Origin of the sequence: Kitasatospora sp. NPDC002551 (genome assembly GCF_040296005.1) — a bacterium.
GTDB lineage: Bacteria > Actinomycetota > Actinomycetes > Streptomycetales > Streptomycetaceae > Kitasatospora.
The window spans coordinates 54,896-73,052 of the sequence record NZ_JBEOWI010000044.1 but is presented as its reverse complement, the minus strand read 5'-3'; the positions used below and the strand labels follow the sequence as shown (position 1 = coordinate 73,052).

General features: G+C 73.4%; 11 protein-coding genes and 1 rRNA gene. 11 read left to right on the top strand and 1 reads right to left on the bottom strand.

What is annotated here, in order from left to right:
• The 4 genes from rrf to ABT093_RS29985 form a co-directional block, all read left to right on the top strand.
• A 5S ribosomal RNA gene (gene rrf / locus ABT093_RS30000) occupies nucleotides 1–87 on the top strand; the annotation flags it as partial.
• A 187-nt stretch (nucleotides 88–274) separates the two neighbouring features.
• Complete coding sequence (locus ABT093_RS29995) at nucleotides 275–1,723, top strand: glyceraldehyde-3-phosphate dehydrogenase (protein ID WP_350569787.1); 1,449 nt, start codon at nucleotides 275–277, stop codon at nucleotides 1,721–1,723.
• A 334-nt stretch (nucleotides 1,724–2,057) separates the two neighbouring features.
• Nucleotides 2,058–3,782, top strand: coding sequence for a glycosyltransferase family 2 protein (locus tag ABT093_RS29990; protein WP_350569795.1), 1,725 nt, complete (start codon nucleotides 2,058–2,060; stop codon nucleotides 3,780–3,782).
• A gap of 16 nt (nucleotides 3,783–3,798) precedes the next feature.
• Nucleotides 3,799–6,912 (top strand): acyltransferase family protein, encoded by a 3,114-nt coding sequence (locus ABT093_RS29985; RefSeq protein WP_502884346.1) that lies wholly within the window; start codon nucleotides 3,799–3,801, stop codon nucleotides 6,910–6,912.
• 125 nt (nucleotides 6,913–7,037) lie between these two features.
• On the opposite strand, the gene ABT093_RS29980 is transcribed toward ABT093_RS29985, so the two are convergent.
• The gene (locus ABT093_RS29980; protein WP_350569785.1) at nucleotides 7,038–7,481 is read right to left on the bottom strand and encodes a hypothetical protein; all 444 of its coding nucleotides are present in this window, start codon (nucleotides 7,479–7,481) and stop codon (nucleotides 7,038–7,040) included.
• Nucleotides 7,482–7,785: 304 nt separating this feature from the next.
• Here ABT093_RS29980 and ABT093_RS29975 point away from each other — a divergent pair, with 304 nt between their 5' ends.
• From ABT093_RS29975 to ABT093_RS29945, 7 genes are all read left to right on the top strand, one after another.
• A complete protein-coding gene (locus tag ABT093_RS29975) occupies nucleotides 7,786–8,514 on the top strand; it encodes a DUF5995 family protein (protein ID WP_350569783.1) in 729 nt (242 codons plus the stop codon).
• A gap of 95 nt (nucleotides 8,515–8,609) precedes the next feature.
• The gene (locus ABT093_RS29970) at nucleotides 8,610–9,326 is read left to right on the top strand and encodes a flavodoxin family protein (protein WP_350569781.1); all 717 of its coding nucleotides are present in this window, start codon (nucleotides 8,610–8,612) and stop codon (nucleotides 9,324–9,326) included.
• Between the two features lie 242 nt (nucleotides 9,327–9,568).
• Nucleotides 9,569–10,888, top strand: coding sequence for a family 2 encapsulin nanocompartment cargo protein terpene cyclase (locus tag ABT093_RS29965; protein WP_502884345.1), 1,320 nt, complete (start codon nucleotides 9,569–9,571; stop codon nucleotides 10,886–10,888).
• 15 nt (nucleotides 10,889–10,903) lie between these two features.
• On the top strand, nucleotides 10,904–11,785 hold the full coding sequence (locus tag ABT093_RS29960) for a geranyl diphosphate 2-C-methyltransferase (RefSeq protein ID WP_350569780.1): 882 nt from the start codon (nucleotides 10,904–10,906) through the stop codon (nucleotides 11,783–11,785).
• A gap of 299 nt (nucleotides 11,786–12,084) precedes the next feature.
• Nucleotides 12,085–13,056 (top strand): hypothetical protein, encoded by a 972-nt coding sequence (locus ABT093_RS29955; protein WP_350569778.1) that lies wholly within the window; start codon nucleotides 12,085–12,087, stop codon nucleotides 13,054–13,056.
• A gap of 113 nt (nucleotides 13,057–13,169) precedes the next feature.
• Nucleotides 13,170–15,038, top strand: a complete 1,869-nt coding sequence (locus ABT093_RS29950) for an HSP90 family protein (protein WP_350569776.1) — start codon at nucleotides 13,170–13,172, stop codon at nucleotides 15,036–15,038.
• Nucleotides 15,038–18,085, top strand: a complete 3,048-nt coding sequence (locus ABT093_RS29945; protein ID WP_350569774.1) for a tetratricopeptide repeat protein — start codon at nucleotides 15,038–15,040, stop codon at nucleotides 18,083–18,085. Before ABT093_RS29950 ends, ABT093_RS29945 begins: the two co-directional genes overlap by 1 nt.
• Nucleotides 18,086–18,157 lie beyond the last annotated feature (72 nt).

The following is an 18,157-nucleotide window of genomic DNA, read 5'->3' as shown; positions in this document are numbered from 1 at the left end:
GGTTACATTCCGAACCCGGAAGCTAAGCCTCATAGCGCCGATGGTACTGCAGGGGGGACCCTGTGGGAGAGTAGGACGCCGCCGAACAATCATTCACGAATGAGCCCCCATCCTTTCGGATGGGGGCTCATTTGCGTTGCCGGCCTTGCTTTCCGACGCGCCAGTACGCGATCACATGTGATTCTTGTCATGTGGGAGAGGGCAGAACCGTTTCGGTTCGGGGGGTGGGGCCCAGTTAGCATGTGAACACCCTCCTAGCTCGAAAGATGGACTTGTGACTGTCAACGACGACGTGTTCACGGACTGGAAGAACCGCGAGGAGATCGCGGAGTCGATGATCCCGATCATCGGCCGACTGCACCGGGAGCGGGACGTTACCGTCCTGCTGTACAGCCGTTCCCTGGTGAACAAGTCGGTGGTCAGCATCCTGAAGACCCACCGGTTCGCCCGCCAGATCGCCGGCGAGGAGCTCTCGGTCACCGAGACGCTGCCCTTCCTGCAGGCGCTGACCACCCTGGATCTCGGCCCCTCCCAGATCGACCTCGGCATGCTCGCCGCCACCTACCGCGCCGACAGCCGCGGCCTCTCGGTGGAGCAGTTCACCGCCGAGGCCGTCGCCGGCGCCACCGGTGCCAACAAGATCGAGCGCCGTGAGTCGCCGCGTGACGTCGTCCTGTACGGCTTCGGCCGCATCGGCCGCCTGGTCGCCCGTCTGCTGATCGAGAAGGCCGGCTCCGGCAACGGCCTGCGCCTGCGCGCCATCGTGGTCCGTGGCGGCGGTGACCAGGACATCGTGAAGCGCGCCTCGCTGCTGCGTCGTGACTCCATCCACGGGCAGTTCCAGGGCACCATCACGGTCGACGAGGCGAACAACACGATCGTCGCCAACGGCACCGAGATCAAGGTGATCTACGCCAACGACCCGTCCGAGGTCGACTACACGGCGTACGGCATCCGGGACGCCATCCTGATCGACAACACCGGCAAGTGGCGGGACCGCGAGGGGCTGTCGAAGCACCTGCGCCCCGGCATCGAGAAGGTCGTCCTGACGGCCCCGGGCAAGGGCGACGTGCCCAACATCGTGCACGGCGTCAACCACGACACCATCAAGCCGGACGAGCAGATCATCTCCTGCGCCTCCTGCACCACCAACGCGATCGTCCCGCCGCTGAAGGCGATGGAGGACGAGTACGGCGTGCTGCGCGGCCACGTGGAGACCGTCCACTCGTTCACCAACGACCAGAACCTCCTGGACAACTACCACAAGGCCGACCGTCGCGGCCGCTCGGCGCCGCTGAACATGGTGATCACCGAGACCGGTGCCGCCTCGGCCGTCGCCAAGGCACTGCCGGACCTCAAGGCGAAGATCACCGGCAGCTCGATCCGCGTGCCCGTCCCGGACGTCTCGATCGCCATCCTGAACCTCCAGCTGGCCCGCGAGACCAACCGCGAGGAGGTCCTCGACTACCTCCGCAACGTGTCGCTGACCTCGTCGCTGAAGCGCCAGATCGACTTCACCACCGCCCCCGACGCGGTGTCGAACGACTTCATCGGCTCGCGCCACGCCTCGATCGTCGATGCCGGCGCCACCAAGGTCGAGGGCGACAACGCGATCCTCTACCTGTGGTACGACAACGAGTTCGGCTACTCCTGCCAGGTCATCCGGGTCGTCCAGCACGTCTCGGGCGTCGAGTACCCGACGTACCCGATCGCGGCGGTCTGATCCCCGAATCGCCCAAACGCCCGTGGGGCGGCAACCGGAAGTCGGTTGCCGCCCCACGGGCGTTTCCGCACCCGGTCGGCGGGGGTGGGGAGAGGGTGGCGGGTGGGGTTGTTGGAGAGGTGTTCACGTGCGCGTGACCTGGTGCTTCACGGGGTCGGGGGAGGTGGCGCGGAGGTGGCGTCCGGGTCCCGGACGCGTGGATTAATGGTCTATACCAATGGGGTACTGTGGCCCGTGGAGCTGTCAGAAACACGGCTGTGGGGGCCACATGACTGTCCAACAGGTATCTCCTGTTTCCGTTTTGTCTTCTTCCTCTTCTCCTCCTCCTGCTCATCTGCCGCAGCCGCCGGACGATCAGGAGCTCTACTGGTATTTCGGGCCGCAGCGGAGGTGGGTGCTCGTCGCCAGTTCGGCGGCGTTCGTGTTCACCGCGGGGACAATGCTGACCTTCGCGCTGCGGACGCCGGCACTCTGGATCTTCCTGGCCGTGCTCGCGCTCAACGTCGTGGCGCTGGCGCTGTCGTCCGTCAACAGCCTGCGGCAGCGGCGGCTCACCCGGCAGTCCCACGAGGTGCTGGTGCACGCGTGGGCGCCGGAGGAGCTGCCGACCGTCGATCTGTACCTGCCGACCTGCGGCGAGCCGCTCGACGTCCTGGAGAACGCCTACCGGGCGGTCGCCCGGGTGGACTGGCCCGGGGCGCTGACGGTCTGGGTGCTCGACGACGCCGACCGGGCCGAGGTCGCCGACCTGGCCGCCGCGCACGGGTACCGGTACGTGGTGCGGCCCGACCGGGGGCACCTCAAGAAGGCCGGCAACCTCAACCACGCGCTCACCCTGAGCAGCGCCGAGCTGATCGCGATCCTCGACGCCGACTTCGCGCCCAGGCCGGACTTCCTGCGCCACCTCGTCCCGTACTTCGCGGACCCGCGGATCGGCATCGTGCAGAGCCCGCAGTGCTTCGACACCGACGAGACGATGAGCTGGATCGAGCGCGCCGCCGGTGCCGCGCAGGAGTGGTTCTTCCGCTGGATCCAGCCCTCCCGCGACGCCAGCGACGCCGCCATCTGCTGCGGCAGCAACGCCGTCTACCGGCGCGCCGCGATCGACGAGGCGGGCGGCTTCGCCCGGCTCGACCACAGCGAGGACCTCTTCACCGGCCTCGGCCTGTACGCCAGGGGGTACCGCACGCTGTACGTCCCGGTGCTGGTCGCCAAGGGCACCTCGCCGGACAACCTCGCCTCGTACGTCAACCAGCAGTACCGCTGGGCGATGGGCAACCTGCACCTGCTCGGCTCGCCCGAGCTCAAGCGGATCGGCGCGCCCTGGCGGATGCGGCTCTGCTTCTACGAGGGCATCGTCGGCTACCTGGCCGCCGCCGTGAACGTCTTCGTCGCGCCGCTGCCGCCGCTGGTGATGATGTTCTGGTACCCGGACCAGATCCGGCCCTGGCACGTGCTGCCGATGCTCGCGCCGCTCTGGCTCTGGCACGTGCTGCTGCCCAGGGTCAGCCGGACCCGCTGGCGGATCGAGGTGATCCGCTCCAACGTGCTGATGAGCGTCGCCGCAGGTGTCGCGTTCTGGCACACGCTGCGCGGGCGCAGCGCGGCCTGGGTGCCGACGGGCGCGGCCGGCGCCGCCGGTGAGGCAGGTGCGGCCGGGGAGGCCGGTGGGGACGCCCCCGCCGCGCGGCCCAAGGCCCGGTCCGGCGGGATGGCCCGCAAGGTGGTGCTGCTCTCGCTCGCCTGGCTCTGCGCCTCGCTCGGCGCCGGCGCCCTCGGCCTCGGCCTGGCCGTCGCCGAGTACGGCTGGGCGCCCAACTGGGGCCTCGGGCTCTACCTCGCGGTGCAGGCACAGATCGGCCTGCCGCTGATCCGCGACCTCCTCGGCGAGCTCCGCGGCAGCTCCCGCGGTGAAGGCGCCGCCGCCGGGCCGAAGGCGCCCCGGCCCGGCATGCTGCCCCGCCGCTGGCCCGAGGGGCTGGCCGCCACCGTCACGCTCGTGCTCACTGCTCTGCTCGCCTCCGGCTGGGTCCGCCCGATGCTGCCCTGGCTGGGTTGAAAGGTCGTCGCCTTCCATGTCGTCGTCACCTATACCGTCATCACCCGCACCGACACCGACACCGACACCGACAGTGTCACCCGCACCGACACCGTCGCCGCCGGCCGTCCACGAGCTGCGGCCGGACGCCTTCACCATTCCCGGCCGACGGGCCGGCGCCGCCTCCCGGGGTTCCGATGCCCCGGGCCCGGCGCCCCGTCCGGCCGGCTTCCGCCCCGACATCGAGGGGCTGCGCGCGGTCGCCGTGCTCGCCGTCCTCGCGTTCCACGCCGCCGTCCCCGGCCTGGCCGGCGGGTTCGTCGGCGTGGACGTCTTCCTCGTCGTCTCCGGCTACCTGATCACCGGCCTGCTGCTGCGCGAGGCCACCACCACCGGCCGGATCCGGCTCGGCGAGTTCTTCTCCCGACGGGCCCGCCGCCTGTTGCCCTCGGCGGCGATCGTGCTCGCCGCGGTGGCCCTGTTCGGCGCCTGGCTGACCGTGCCGCTGCGCCGCGCGGACCTGGAGCACGACGTGCTCGCGGCGGCGCTGTCCGTCGGCAACTGGCGCTTCGTCGCCCAGCAGACCGACTACCTGGCCGCCGGACGGGACGAGAGCCCGCTGCTGCACTTCTGGTCGCTGGCCGTCGAGGAGCAGTTCTACCTGCTCTGGGGCCCGCTGCTGGCGCTCGCCGCGTACCTGGTGCTGCGCGTGCTGCGCCGGGGCCGGGCGGACGGGCGCGGGCGGTCGCTGCGGCCGGTCGCGGCGGCGCTCGCCGGCGTGCTGACCATCGGCTCCTTCGCGCTCTCGCTGCGCTGGACGCACGACTCCGTCTCGCTCGCCTACCTCGGAACCCCGTCCCGGGTCTGGCAGTTCGGGGTCGGCGCGCTGCTCGCCCTGCTGCCCTGGCACCTGCTGAGCGGGCCGCGCGTGCTGCGCGTCCTGGTCGGCTGGGGCGGCGCGGCGGCCGTCGTCGGCTGCGTGTTCGCGTACGACAACACGACCCCGTACCCGGGCTGGGCGGCGCTCGTCCCGACCCTCGGCACGGCCGCCGTCATCCTGGCCGGAACGCCCGGGCGGGACGGGGCCGCCGCCCCCGGGCTCGGCGTGGACCGGGTCCTCGGCACCCCGGTGCCGCGGGCGATCGGCCGGCTCTCCTACAACCTGTACCTGTGGCACTGGCCGGTGCTCGTCCTGGTCGGCGCGAAGTTCGGCCCGCTGGACTGGCCGGTGAAGGTGGCGCTCACCGCGGCCGCCGCGCTGCCCGCCGCCGCCGTCATGCGGTGGGTCGAGCGGCCGCTGCGGCACAGCCGCACCGTCTCCGAACTCCCGCGCCGGGGCCTGTCGCTGGGCCTCGCCTCGGTGGTCATCCCGGTGGTGCTGGCGCTGGTCGTCGGCACCGGCACGCTGCGCCTGCTCGGCCCGGCCGCGCCGGTCGACCTCCAGGGCCTGCCGCCCGGTTCGGCCGACGGCACCTCGCTGCTGGTGCGCACCGCCGCTCCCGCCAAGGGCGGCCCGGCGGTGGTGCCGGACGCCGCCCAGGCCCGCAAGGACTTCCCGCCGGACGGCGAGTGCGAGGTCGCCCCGACCGCCACCACCAGCCCCGACTGCCGCTTCGGCGTGGTCGGCAGCCCGGACCGGATCGTGCTGCTCGGCGACTCGCACGCCGGCCAGTGGTTCTCCGCGCTGCTCGCGATCGCCGCCGAACGGCGCTGGGAGCTGGAGGAGTTGGTCAAGCAGGGCTGCCCTCTTCCGGAACTGTCGGTGGTCAACCCGCAGTTGGGCCGCACCTACCGCGAGTGCGACACCTGGCGGGCGAACGCGCTGACCCGGCTGACGGAGGGCCCCAAGCCGCGCCTGGTCGTCGTCTCCACCCTCAACCGGTACACCGACGACCGTGAACTGCTCCTCCAGGGCTGGCAGAAGACCCTCGCGCCGCTGCGCGAACTGGGCGTCCCCGTCGTCTACCTGCGCGACACCCCGATCCCGGGGACGGACGTGCCGGCCTGCGTCTCGGGCCACACCGACGACCCGGCGGCCTGCGCGTTCCCGCGCGAGAAGGCGCTGTGGGCGGACCCGCTGGCCGAGGAGATCGCGGCCGGCCGGATGCCGGGCGTGCGCACCGTGTCGGTGAACGACGTCATCTGCCCCGGCAGCGGCCGCAGTTGCCCGGCGGTGCTGGAGCGCATCCTGCTCTACCGCGACGACGCGCACCTCACCAACGTCGCCGCCGTCGTCCTCACGCCGCGCCTGGAGCGGTTGTTGACGGAGTCCGGCGCCCTGCCGCCCGAGGCCGCGCCCGCCACCGCCGGTGCCGGGCAGACGGTCACCGCGGACGGCTGGACGCAGCTGCTGCGCGACGACTTCGACGGCCCGGCCGGCAGCCGCCCGTCCGAGGCCCACTGGCAGTACGACCTGGGCACCTGCTACCCCGGCTGCCCGGCCCCGCAGTGGGGCACGGGCGAGATCGAGACCATGACCGACTCGACGGCGAACGTCCGGCTCGACGGCCGGGGCGCCCTGGAGATCGTCCCCACCCGGGACGCCGACGGGAAGTGGTCGTCCGGGCGGATCGAGTCCCGCCGGGCCGATCTCGCCCCGCCGCCCGGCGGCGTGCTGCGGATCGAGGCCGGGATCGCCCTGCCCGACGTGACCGGCCCGGCCGCCGCCGGCTACTGGCCCGCCTTCTGGACCCTCGGCGGCGAGCTGCGCAACGGGTACACCGGCTGGCCGGCCATCGGCGAGCTGGACATCATGGAGCAGGTCAACGGTCGGGACGCGGTGTTCGGCACGATGCACTGCGGCGTCCTGGACGGCGGCCCCTGCCAGGAGCCGCGCGGCCTGGGCTCCGGCGACCAGCCCTGCGGTGCCGAGTGCCGCACCGGCTTCCACCGCTACGCGGTCGAGGTCGACCTGCGGCCGGGGGCCGAGCAGGTCCGCTGGTACCTCGACGGCCGGGAGCACCACCGGGTCACCACCGCGCAGATGGACCGGGGGACCTGGGACCGGGCCGTGAACCACGGCCTGTTCCTGATCCTCAACGTCGCCGTCGGCGGCAACCTGCCCGCCGCGTTCGGCGGCGCGGTCACCCCGGCCACCGAGCCCGGGCACCCGATGCGGGTCGACTACGTCTCCGTCACCACGAAGCCGTAGCGGGGTCGGTAACGGACAGGCCCCGGGCCGGGGAGCAGCGCGCCCCCCGGCCCGGGGCCTGCCGTCGTTCGGGGGCCGTCAGCCCCAGGTGCCGACCAGCGGGGTCTCTCCGGTGTCGGTGACCGTCACGTTGCAGACGGCCAGGTCGCTGCCGAAGGCCGCGCCGTGGAAGGACCGGCCGGCCGGGCGGTAGACGCCGATGGTGGTCTTCCCCTGGCCGCTCCACTCCAGTCGCCGACGACGGGGATGTCGTTCGTGTTGCCGTACTTCACCGGGGTGCCGAAGGTGCCGTCGGGCCCGGGGAGGAAGAACTCCCGGGTGCTCGGGCGGTAGTAGCCGACGGTGTCGACGCCGGGGCCGTTCCAGTGACCGACCGGCGGGACGTCACCCGGGGCACCGAGGGCGGCCCGGACGGTCGTGACGCCGTTGTGGGCGGCCAGGGCGACGGCTCGGTCGGCCGCCCGGTACACGCCGACCGAGGAGTGACGGCGGGCCGGGGTGCCGTTGGTGATCGCCTTGCCGGTCGCCGTCTGGTGGGCGGTGAGCAGCGGCAGCCTGGCCGGGATCACGTCGGTCCGGCGGAAGGGGTGCAGGTAGACGATGCGGGGGGTCCTGGGCCGCGATGGCGTCGTACTCGGCGTTGAAGGCGACCATCTGCGGATCGGTCGTGCTCTCGCAGCCCGCCGCGTCCCACGGGTGACCGGCCGTGATGGGAGGGTGAGTCACCGTGCGGAGTCGGGCGGGGCCGGCGCCTGAGGGGGGACTCACCGGTTCGGGTGACGGGTGGCGAGGTGTTCGCCGGTTCGGCGGGTCCGGGCGGTGGCGGTGTGTATAGCTGACAGCCGGAGAACGCCGACGGAAGGGACCACCGCCATGCCCCGGTCAGCCGCCAAGCCCGCGCGGAGCGTCGACGAGGTCATCGAGCGGATGCGGGCGATCGAGGCGCAGCTGGATCCGCGGGACGGGGTCGCGTGCTTCAACCGGATGTACCTGAGGGTCACCGAGCTGGTCGGGCAGCGGCTCACCACCGGGTACTTCCAGGACCAGGCGTTCATCGAGCGGCTCGACGCGGTGTTCGCCAACCTGTACTTCGACGCGGTGGAGGCCGGCGAGGCGGGGCGGCCGGTGACCGAGGCGTGGCGGCCGCTGTTCGACGCGCGCGGCCACCGCAGGGTGTGGCCGATCCAGTTCGCCTTCGCGGGCATGAACGCGCACATCAACCACGACCTGGCGCTCGCCGTCGTCGAGACCTGCATCGAGCGGCGGACCACGCCCGACACCCCGCCGGTGCACGCCGACTACCTCAAGGTGAACGAGCTGCTCGCCCAGGTGGAGGCGGAGGTGCGGGCCTCGTTCGAGGCGCAGATCATCAAGGCCGCCACCGAGGAGGCCGAGCCGCTGAAGCACATCGTGGCCAGCTTCTCGATCGCCCGGGCCCGGGACGCCGCCTGGGCGACCACCCAGACCCTCTGGCACCAGCGCAACATCCGGCCGATGTACGACGCGACGCTCGCCGCCGTCACCGCGAGCACCGCGCTGGCGGGCCGGATGCTGGTGACGCCGGTGCTGCCGCCGGCGGAGCAGCCGGACGGGGAGGGGTGAGGCGACTCCGGTCGGCGGAGTCCGGCGGGCGGTCGGGTGCCGGGCGGGGTGCACTGGTGGCAGCCCCCTGACGGAGACCCGAAAGGCCGACGACCATGTCCTCCCCGCCCGCCGCGTACGCCGATCTGAGCGCCCTGGTGATCAACTGCACGCTCAAGCGTTCGCCCGAGCGGAGCCACACCCAGGGGCTGATCGACGTCAGCACCGGGATCATGGAGCGCCAGGGCGTACGGGTGGAGGTGGTCCGGGCCGTGGACCACGACCTCGCCACCGGGGTGTGGCCGGACATGACCGAGCACGGCTGGGAGACGGACGAGTGGCCGGTCCTCTACAGCCGGGTGATGGCGGCCGACGTCCTGGTGCTGGCCGGGCCGGTCTGGCTCGGGGACAACTCGTCGGTGATGAAGAAGGTGGTCGAGCGGCTGTACGCGTGCTCGTCGATCCTCAACGAGCGCGGACAGTACGCCTATTACGGGCGGGTCGGCGGGTGCCTGATCACCGGAAACGAGGACGGCGCCAAGCACTGCGCGATGAACGTGCTGTACAGCCTGCAGCACCTCGGGTACACGATCCCGCCGCAGGCCGACGCGGGGTGGGTCGGCGAGGCCGGCCCCGGCCCGTCCTACCTCGACCCGAACTCGGGCGGCCCGGAGAACGACTTCACCAACCGCAACGCGACCTTCATGACCTGGAACCTGCTCCACCTGGCCAGGCTGCTCAAGGACGCGGGCGGGATCCCGGCGTACGGGAACCAGCGGTCGGAGTGGGAGGCCGGGTGCCGCTTCGACTTCGAGAACCCGGAGCACCGGTGAGGGGTGGCCCGGGTGCGCCGGGCAGGCCATGACGCGGACGCCCCGGGTAATCTGACGCTCCGTCGGTACCGGAACGACCCTTGACGAGCGGCCCCGCCGGTCCGGCGGGGCCGCTTCGTCGTTGAGGACGGTCCGAACCGATCATCGGATACGCGATTTCAAACGCGACTGATGTGAACGTTCACCCTTTCGAGTGCACAGGATCATGCGAAGCGGTCCAGATCGTTCCGCCCCGCCTACGGTTGGGCAGCAGCGAGACGGGATGGCCGCGGCAGCAGGCGGAGATCCCTTTCTTCCGGGACGAGGCGACGGCCGACGACCCGTCAAGACGTGTCCCCCTTCGAAGAGGAAGGTTCTCCCATGCCCGTGGCCACGAGCAGAGAGACACCGCAGGCGCCGCAGCACCCGCATCCGCACCCCGGCCGGCGCGCGGCGGTGCGGTCATGAGCGGGACGGCCCTGGAGCAGCTGCTCCGCGGGCCGAGCGGGCTGGGGACGGCGGGGCTGAGCCTGGCGCCCCGTCCGGCGGAGCCGGTGGCGGCCGAGGCGGCCCAGGCGGGTGAAACGCCGTCGGGCAAGCCGAAGTCCGGCGATCCGGTGCCCGGCCTCTACTTCCACCCCGTGCCCGAGCCGGACGCGGAGCGGGTGGCGGAGGTGAACCGCCGGATCAAGCTGTGGGCCGAGGAGATCGAGCTCTACCCGCCGGACTGGGAGGACCAGTTCGACGGCTTCTCGGTGAGCCGCTACATGGTCGCCTGCCACCCGGACGCCCCGAGCGTCGACCACGTCATGCTCGCCACCCGGCTGATGGTCGCCGAGAACGCCGTCGACGACTGCTATTGCGAGGACCTCGGCGGCTCGCCCGTCGGCCTCGGCAGCCGGCTGCTGCTCGCCCACACGGCCCTGGACCCGCTGCACACCACCGCGGAGTACCAGGGCGGTTGGCAGGAGTCGCTGGGCTCGGACGCGCCCCGGCGGGCCTACCGCTCGGCGATGGACCACTTCACCCGGGCCGCCAGCGCCTCCCAGTCGGACCGGTTCCGGCACGACATGGCGCGCCTGCACCTCGGGTACCTCGCCGAGGCCGCCTGGGACCAGGAGGACCACGTCCCGGAGGTGTGGGAGTACCTGGCGATGCGGCAGTTCAACAACTTCCGCCCCTGCCCGACGATCACGGACACCGTCGGCGGCTACGAGCTGCCCGCCGACCTGCACGCCCGTCCGGCGATGCAGCGGGTCATCGCGCTCGCCTCCAACGCCACCACGATCGTCAACGACCTGTACTCGTACACCAAGGAGCTGGCGAGCCCGGGCCGCCACCTCAATCTGCCGGTGGTGATCTCCGAACGCGAGGGGGTCGGCGACCGCGACGGCTACCTGAAGGCCGTCGAGGTGCACAACGAGCTCATGCACGCCTTCGAGGCGGAGGCCGCGGCGCTGGCCGCCGCCACGCCCGTCCCGGTGGTGGTGCGCTTCCTGCGCGGGGTCGCCGCGTGGGTGGACGGCAACCACTACTGGCACCGGACCAATACCTACCGATACAGCCTGCCCGACTTCTGGTAACCAAGGAGCTGAACCGTGTCCGTCACCGACACCACCCCCGTCACCCGCACCGGCGTCCCCGGGCCGGCCACCCCTTATCAGGGCGACATCGCCCGTTACTGGGACCATGAGGCCCGGCCGGTGAACCTGCGCCTCGGCGATGTGGACGGCCTTTACCACCACCACTACGGCATCGGCGAGGTCGACCACGCGGCGCTGGGCGACCCGGACGACAGCGAGCGCGAGAAGAAGCTCGTCGCCGAGCTGCACCGGCTGGAGTCCGCGCAGACCGACGTCCTGCTCGACAGCCTGGGCGACATCCGCCCCGAGCACACGCTGGTCGACGCGGGCTGCGGACGCGGCGGCTCCATGGTGATGGCCCACCAGCGCTTCGGCTGCAAGGTCGAGGGCGTGACCCTGTCGGCCAAGCAGGCCGAGTTCGGCAACCGGCGGGCCAAGGAGCTCGGCATCGACGACTCGGTGCACGCCCAGGTCCGCAACATGCTCGACATGCCGTTCGGCACCGGCACCGTGCGGGCCTCCTGGAACAACGAGTCCAGCATGTACGTCGACCTGCACGACCTGTTCGCCGAGCATTCCCGGATCCTGTCGGTCGGCGGCCGCTACGTGACCATCACCGGCTGCTGGAACCCGATCTACGGCCAGCCGTCGAAGTGGGTCTCGCAGATCAACGCCCACTTCGAGTGCAACATCCACTCCCGCCGCGAGTACCTGCGCGCGATGGCCGACAACCGGCTCGTCCCGAACGCGGTCGTCGACCTGACCGCCGCCACCCTCCCGTACTGGGAGCTGCGGGCCACCGTGCCGTCGCTGGTGACCGGCATCGAGGAGGCGTTCATCAACTCCTACAAGGACGGCTCCTTCCAGTACCTGCTGATCGCCGCCGACCGGGTCTGACCCCGCGTCGCCGCACGGCGAGGACCCGGCCCGGCCGAACGGCGGCGGGGCCGGGTCCGCCGTGTCGCGGCGGACTCCCGGCTCCCGGCCCCGGGAGCGACCCCCGTCCGGTGGGAGCGACCCCCGTCCGGTGGGAGCGACCCCTGTCCGGCCCCTCGGCGACGGCTCCCGGAACAGGGCTGGTCAACGGGGCGTCGGTGGCACGTGATATGCAGTGCATCATCCGATTGGCCGCTGCGAGGCCAGACGAACGATGCCGACGGCCGTGCCGGCCGACGAGGTCTCAGGGGGGCCGCACCATGTCCTTTTTCCGCCGCCTGGCCGGGCGGAAGGCTCCGCGCGCCCTGCCACCGGTGCTCGACCTCTCGCACGGCGACGAGGAGCTGCGCCGGCTGCGCGCCCTCGCCGACGCCGGCGACTGGGCCGCGCTCGGCCCCGCCCTCGCCGCCGTTCCCGACGAGGCGGAGCTGACCTGGCTGCTGCACCGGGTCTCCGACGTCGAGGGCACCGAGGAGTGGCTCGCCAAGGTCGTCGCCGAACGGCCCGAGGACACCCTCGCACTGCTGCTCTCCGGCGCCCGGCACCTCGCCTGGGGCTGGGAGGCCCGCACCGCCTCCCGCGCCCAGTACGTCACCGAGGACCAGTGGCGGCTGTTCGGCGAGCGGCTGGAGATCGCCGAGGAGCAGCTGCTGGAGGTGGCCGAGCGCGAGCCCGGCCGGCTCGCCCCCTGGTTCTTCCTGCAGATCACCGCGCGCGGCGCCTCGCTCGGCCGCACCGTCGCCACCACCCGCTTCGAGGCCGCGCTGCGCCGCGACCCCGGGCACCAGGCCTCCCACCAGCAGCGCCTCCAGCAGCTCTGCGCCAAGTGGGGCGGCTCCCACGAGGAGATGCACGCCTTCGCCCGCACCGCGATGCTCGGCGCCCCCGAGGGCAGCGCGCTCGGCGAGCTGATCGCCCTGGCCCACCTGGAGCACTGGCTGGACCTGCCCGACGGCGAGGACCACGCCTACCTGACCGGCCCCGCCGTGCGCTCCTCCCTGCGCGAGGCGGTCCTGCGCTCCGTGCTGCACCCGGCCTACCGGCGCGGGCGCGACTGGCGGGCCACCCACAACACCTTCGCGATGGTCCTCTCGCTCGCCGACGAGCGCGAGCTCGCCCACGCCGTCTTCGCCACCCTCGACGACGTCGTCACCGAATGGCCCTGGTCCTACCTGGGCGGCGACGAGGCCGAGAACTTCCAGGCCCACCGCGACCGCTGCGCCCCGCGCTGAGCCGAGCGTGCCCGGCGCGCGACGCCTGCCGAGCACGCAGACCGGCCGCCCGGGCCGTCCCGCCCCGCGGCCGCCGAAGCCCGACACACCCCTTGCGATCGAAAGAGCCACCGGTGTCCCCATCCGAGAACCCGACGAGCGCGCACACCTTCCAGGTCGACCTGCGCGGCCTGGTCGACCTGCTCTCCCACCACCTCTACTCCAGCCCCCGCGTCTACCTGCGCGAACTCCTGCAGAACGCGGTCGACGCGATCTCCGCCCGGCAGGCCCTCGACCCGGCCGCGCCCGCCACGATCACCGTCCGCGCCGACGGCGACCTCACCGTCACCGACACCGGCATCGGCCTCACCGAGCAGGACGTCCACACCTTCCTCGCCACCATCGGCCGCAGCTCCAAGCGGGACGCCGACGGCGGCCTCGACGGCGCCGGGCTGGCCCGCGCCCGCGGCGACTTCATCGGCCAGTTCGGCATCGGCCTGCTCGCCTGCTTCGTGGTGGCCGACGAGATCACCGTCGTCACCCGCTCCGCCGCCACCCCCGACGCGCCCGTCATCGAGTGGCGCGGCGGCTCCGACGGCCGCTACACCATCCGCACCCTGCCCGCCGAGGCCAAGCCCGAGCCCGGCACCACCGTCCGCCTCGCGCCCCGCTCCGACGCCGCCGAGTGGACCCGCGCCGACCGCGTCCTGTCCCTCGCCCGGGACTTCGGCAGCCTGCTGCGCCACGAGGTCACCGTCGTCGACGGCCGCGGCGACGCCACCCGGGTCAACCAGACCCCGCCGTGGGCCGCGCAGCACGGCTCCCCGCTGGCCCGCCGCGAGGCGCTGGCCGCCTACTGCCGCTCCGCCTTCGACTTCACCCCGCTCGACACCATCGAACTGGACCTGCCGCTGGTCGGCCTGCGCGGCGTCGCCTACGTGCTGCCCGACGCCGTCCCGCCCTCCCGCCGGGCCGGCCACCGGGTGCACCTCAAGGGCATGCTGCTCTCCGACCACGCCGACGAACTCCTGCCCGACTGGGCGTTCTTCGTCCGCTGCGTGGTCGACACCGACGGCCTGCGCCCCACCGCCAGCCGCGAGGGCCTGTACGCCGACGAGACGCTCGCCGCCGTCCGCGACGCGCTCGGCGCCCGGATCCGCGACTGGCTCACCGGCCTGTCCGCCAGCGACCCGGCGCTGCTCCACCGGTTCATCTCGGTGCACCACCTGGCCGTCAAGGAACTCGCCCGCTACGACGACGAGTTGCTGCGGATGCTGCTGCCCTGGCTGCCGTTCGAGACCACCGACGGCAACGTCACCCTGGACGAGTTCGCCCGCACCCACCCGGTGGTGCTGGTCACCCGCACCGTCGAGGAGTTCCGCCAGGTCGCCCCGATCGCCGGCGCCGCCGGGCTCGGCGTCGTCAACGGCGGCTACACCTACGACCGCGACCTGGTGCACCGGCTGCCCGAGATCCGCCCCGGCGTCTCCGTCGCCGACCTCGACCCGGGCACCGTCACCGCGCACCTGGACACCGTCGACCCGGCCGCCGAACTCGCCGCCTCGGCCTTCCTCGCCACCGCCCGCGAGGTGGTCGGCCGCTTCGACTGCGACGTCGCCCTGCGCAGCTTCCACCCGACCAGCGCGCCCGCCCTGCTGCTCGACAACCGGGAGGCCCGGCACGAGCGCACCCGCGCCCAGCTCGCCGACGAGGCCGACGGGCTGTGGGCCGACATCCTCGGCTCGCTGCGCGCCGAGGTGCCCCGCGCCCAGCTGGTCCTCAACCACCTCAACCCGCTGGTCCGGCGGGCGGCCTCGATCGGCGACCGCGAACTCGCCGTCACCGCCGTCGAGACGCTCTACGGGCAGGCCGTGCTGCTCACCCGCCGGCCGCTCACCTCCAGCGAGAGCGCGCTGCTCAACCGCTCGTTCATCAGCCTGCTCGACCACGCGATGCTCGGCCACGAGGCCGCGTCCGGTGGCAATGGTCCGAAGGAGGCGTGATGCTGACCAGCATCGACGCGGTGATGACCGCGCTGCGCGAGAACGACGACCGCCCCTACGGGCGCCAGCGGACCGTCACCGCCGAGGAACTCGTCGACGCCGCCGAGCAGTTCGACGACACCGCGGTGCGCGCCATGGCGCTGCTCGAACTGATGGAGGCCTACGAGTACGACGGCGAGCGGAGCAAGTCCCCGGTCGTCTTCGCCCGCGTCCTCAGGCTCTGGGACACCGACCCGGACGGCTTCGGCGAGTGGGCGCAGCAGCAGGTGTTCTGGCGCTTCAAGTGGGTCGCCACCTCGCTGCTCGGCACCCCCGACGTGCCGCTGACCGCGATCCGCCGCTGGCACGAGGAGATGCGCGGCCGCTACCGCGCCGCCGGGCACGGCCTCCAGCCGTACTACGCCCAGCGCTTCCACCTCGCCGCGCACGTCGGCGAGGACGTCCAGGACGCCTACGAGCTGTGGGCCGGGCGGCCGCGCACCGAGCTGAGCGACTGCCACGCCTGCGAGATCCGCTCCCGCGCCGTGCACCACCTGCGCCGGGGCGACGACGCGACCGCGCTGGACGTCTGGCGGCCGGTGCTCGCCGGCGAGGCCACCTGCGCCGAGGAGCCCTACGTCAGCCACGCCCAGGCGCTGCTGCCGCTGCTGCGCCAGGGCCGGCTGGACGAGGCCCGCTCCAGCCACCTGGTCGGCTACCGGTTCGCCCGCGGCAAGAGCGGGATGGCCCGCTCGGTCGGCCTGCACGTCGAGTTCTGCGCGCTGTCCGGCAACGAGCCGCGCGGCCTGGAGATCCTCGCCGAGAACCGCGACCTGTTCGGCGTCACCGGCGACCCGGTCAGCCGGCTCGACTTCCTCACCGGCGTCGAGGTGCTGATCGCCGGCCTCGCCCGGGCCGGGCACGGTGAGCTCACCGTCAGCGGCCCGCCCGGCGCGAGCTGGACCGTCGACACCCTGCTCGCCCACCTGCGCACCGAGGCGGACGCGCTGGCCGCCCGCTTCGACGCCCGCAACGGCACCGACGCGGTGAGCGGACGGCGCCGCGACCGGCTGGCCCGCCGGCCGCTGCTCGCCGAGCCGCTCGCCCTCGGCGTGCGGGCCTCGGCCGCGCCGGAGCTGGCCGCCGTGCCGGTCGTCCCGGCCGTGCCGGCCCGGGACGCCGAGCCGGAGCCGGAGGACTTCACCGCCCTGGTGCTGCGCGCCCGCGAGCTGCAGCTGGTCGGCCACCCGGACGCGGAACGGCTCTGGAACCGGATCGCCGAGCGGTTGGCCGCCGAGGAGAACGGCGGCTCGGGGGACGGCGGCTCGGAGAGCGGCGGTGGGGGGACCGTCGGCGAGGGGTTGCTCGGCGCGGACGCCGGGCCGCTCGGCCAGCTGCACGCCGAGCTCACCGAGCGGCGGGCGCACGCGGCGCTCGACCGCGGCGACTGGGAGGAGGGCGCCGCCGAGCTGCTGGCCGCCGGCGGGCTGTACCGGCGGGAGGGGCTGCTCGGCCGGGCGCTGGCGGCCCGGACCAGGGCGCTCGTCGCCGAACTCGTCCGGGAGGACCCGCAGGACGAGGAGGGCGAGGAAGGCCCGGAGGCGGCCGGGGCGGCTGTGACCGCCGCACCGGTCATCGACTGGGCGGCCCTGGACGCCGCGCTCGCCAGTGCCGAGGAACTGGCTGCCGCCACGGCCGCCGGCGGCGCGCCGGGCATCACCGACGACGACTACCTGGTCGTCCTCCAGTGCCGTGCCTACGCCGCCCACCAGGAACTGGTCCGGGTGCTGCCCGCGCCGCCGGAGCAGCCGCCCGCCGAGCAGGCCGCGCGCTTCGCCGCCGCCGTCGACGCCTACCGCGACGCGGCCGAGGCCCGTGGTTCCGTGCGCCGGCTGGCGGTCGCCCGCCAGTACGCCGCCGACGCCGACGCCCGGCAGGGCCGGACCGCCGAGGCGGCCGACGAACTGCGGCACGCGATAGCCGAGTTGGAACGGGGCGGGCAGCCCTGGCACACCCCGCGGGCGTACGGCCTGCTGGGGCAGGCGCTGCTGCAGACCGGCGAACAGGCCGAGGCCGTCGAGATGCTGCACCGCGCCCTGGCGGCGGCCGCCCGCTGGGCCGACGATTCCTACCCGTTCGCCGCCACCTACCTGATGGCCGGCCACGCCAGCGCCCACATCGGGGACACCGGCGCCGCGATCCGCTCGCTCTCCGAGGCCGCCTCCCGGTTCGACCGCAAGGGCCCGGAGGCCGCCGAGGAGGCCGCCCGGACCAGGCTGCAGCTCGCCGACCTGCTGACCGACGCCGACCGCACCGCCGACGCGGTGGCCGTCCTGGAGTCGGTGCTGGCCGACGCGGACGCCGCCGGCCTGGACGAGCGGCTGGTCGCCCAGACCCGGCTCGACCTCGCCCGCGGCCTGTTCACGCTGGACGAGGACCGCGACGCCGCCGAGGAGTACCTGCGGCTGGCCACCATGCTGGAGGGCTGGACCGAGGACCTCCACCTGCGCACCATGGTCGCCTCGGAGGCGGCCGTCGCGCTGCTCCACGCCGACCGCTGGGAGGCCGCGCACGCCGCCCGCACCCGGGCGCTCGCCGCGCACGAGCAGTGGCCGCAGCCCGGTCCGGTCTCCGCGATGCTGCGCCAGTTCGCCCGGCTCACCGCGCAGAAGGACGGCCCGGAGGGCATGGAGCCGGCGCTCGCCCGGCTGGCCGAGGCGGACGCCGTGCGCGAGCGCCTGGAGCGCGAGGAGCCGCAGGCCGAGACGTGGTACCCGCGCGCGTCCGTGCACTACGAGCGGGCCCGGGTCCTCGCGGTGGCCGGCCGCTTCGAGGAGGCGCTGGCCGAGGCGGAGCGGGCGATCACCGCCTACGAGGCGGGCGGCGAGCAGGCCGAGACGCCGCGCGCCGAGGCCGTCCGGCTGGCCGCGCTGATCGAGGGCACCGACCTCGACCGCCGCGGGCCGGCCCGGGAACGGCTCACCGCCGCCGTCGACCGGTGCCGGGCGCACGGGCTGGAGGAGGCGGCGGCGATCCTCGCCGAGCTGCGCGAGCGCCTCGCGGACTGACGGGGCGCGCGGCCCTGCCGTGTTGCCCCCTGGGGGAACACGGCGGGGACGCGGCGGAGTCAGGCGCGTCGG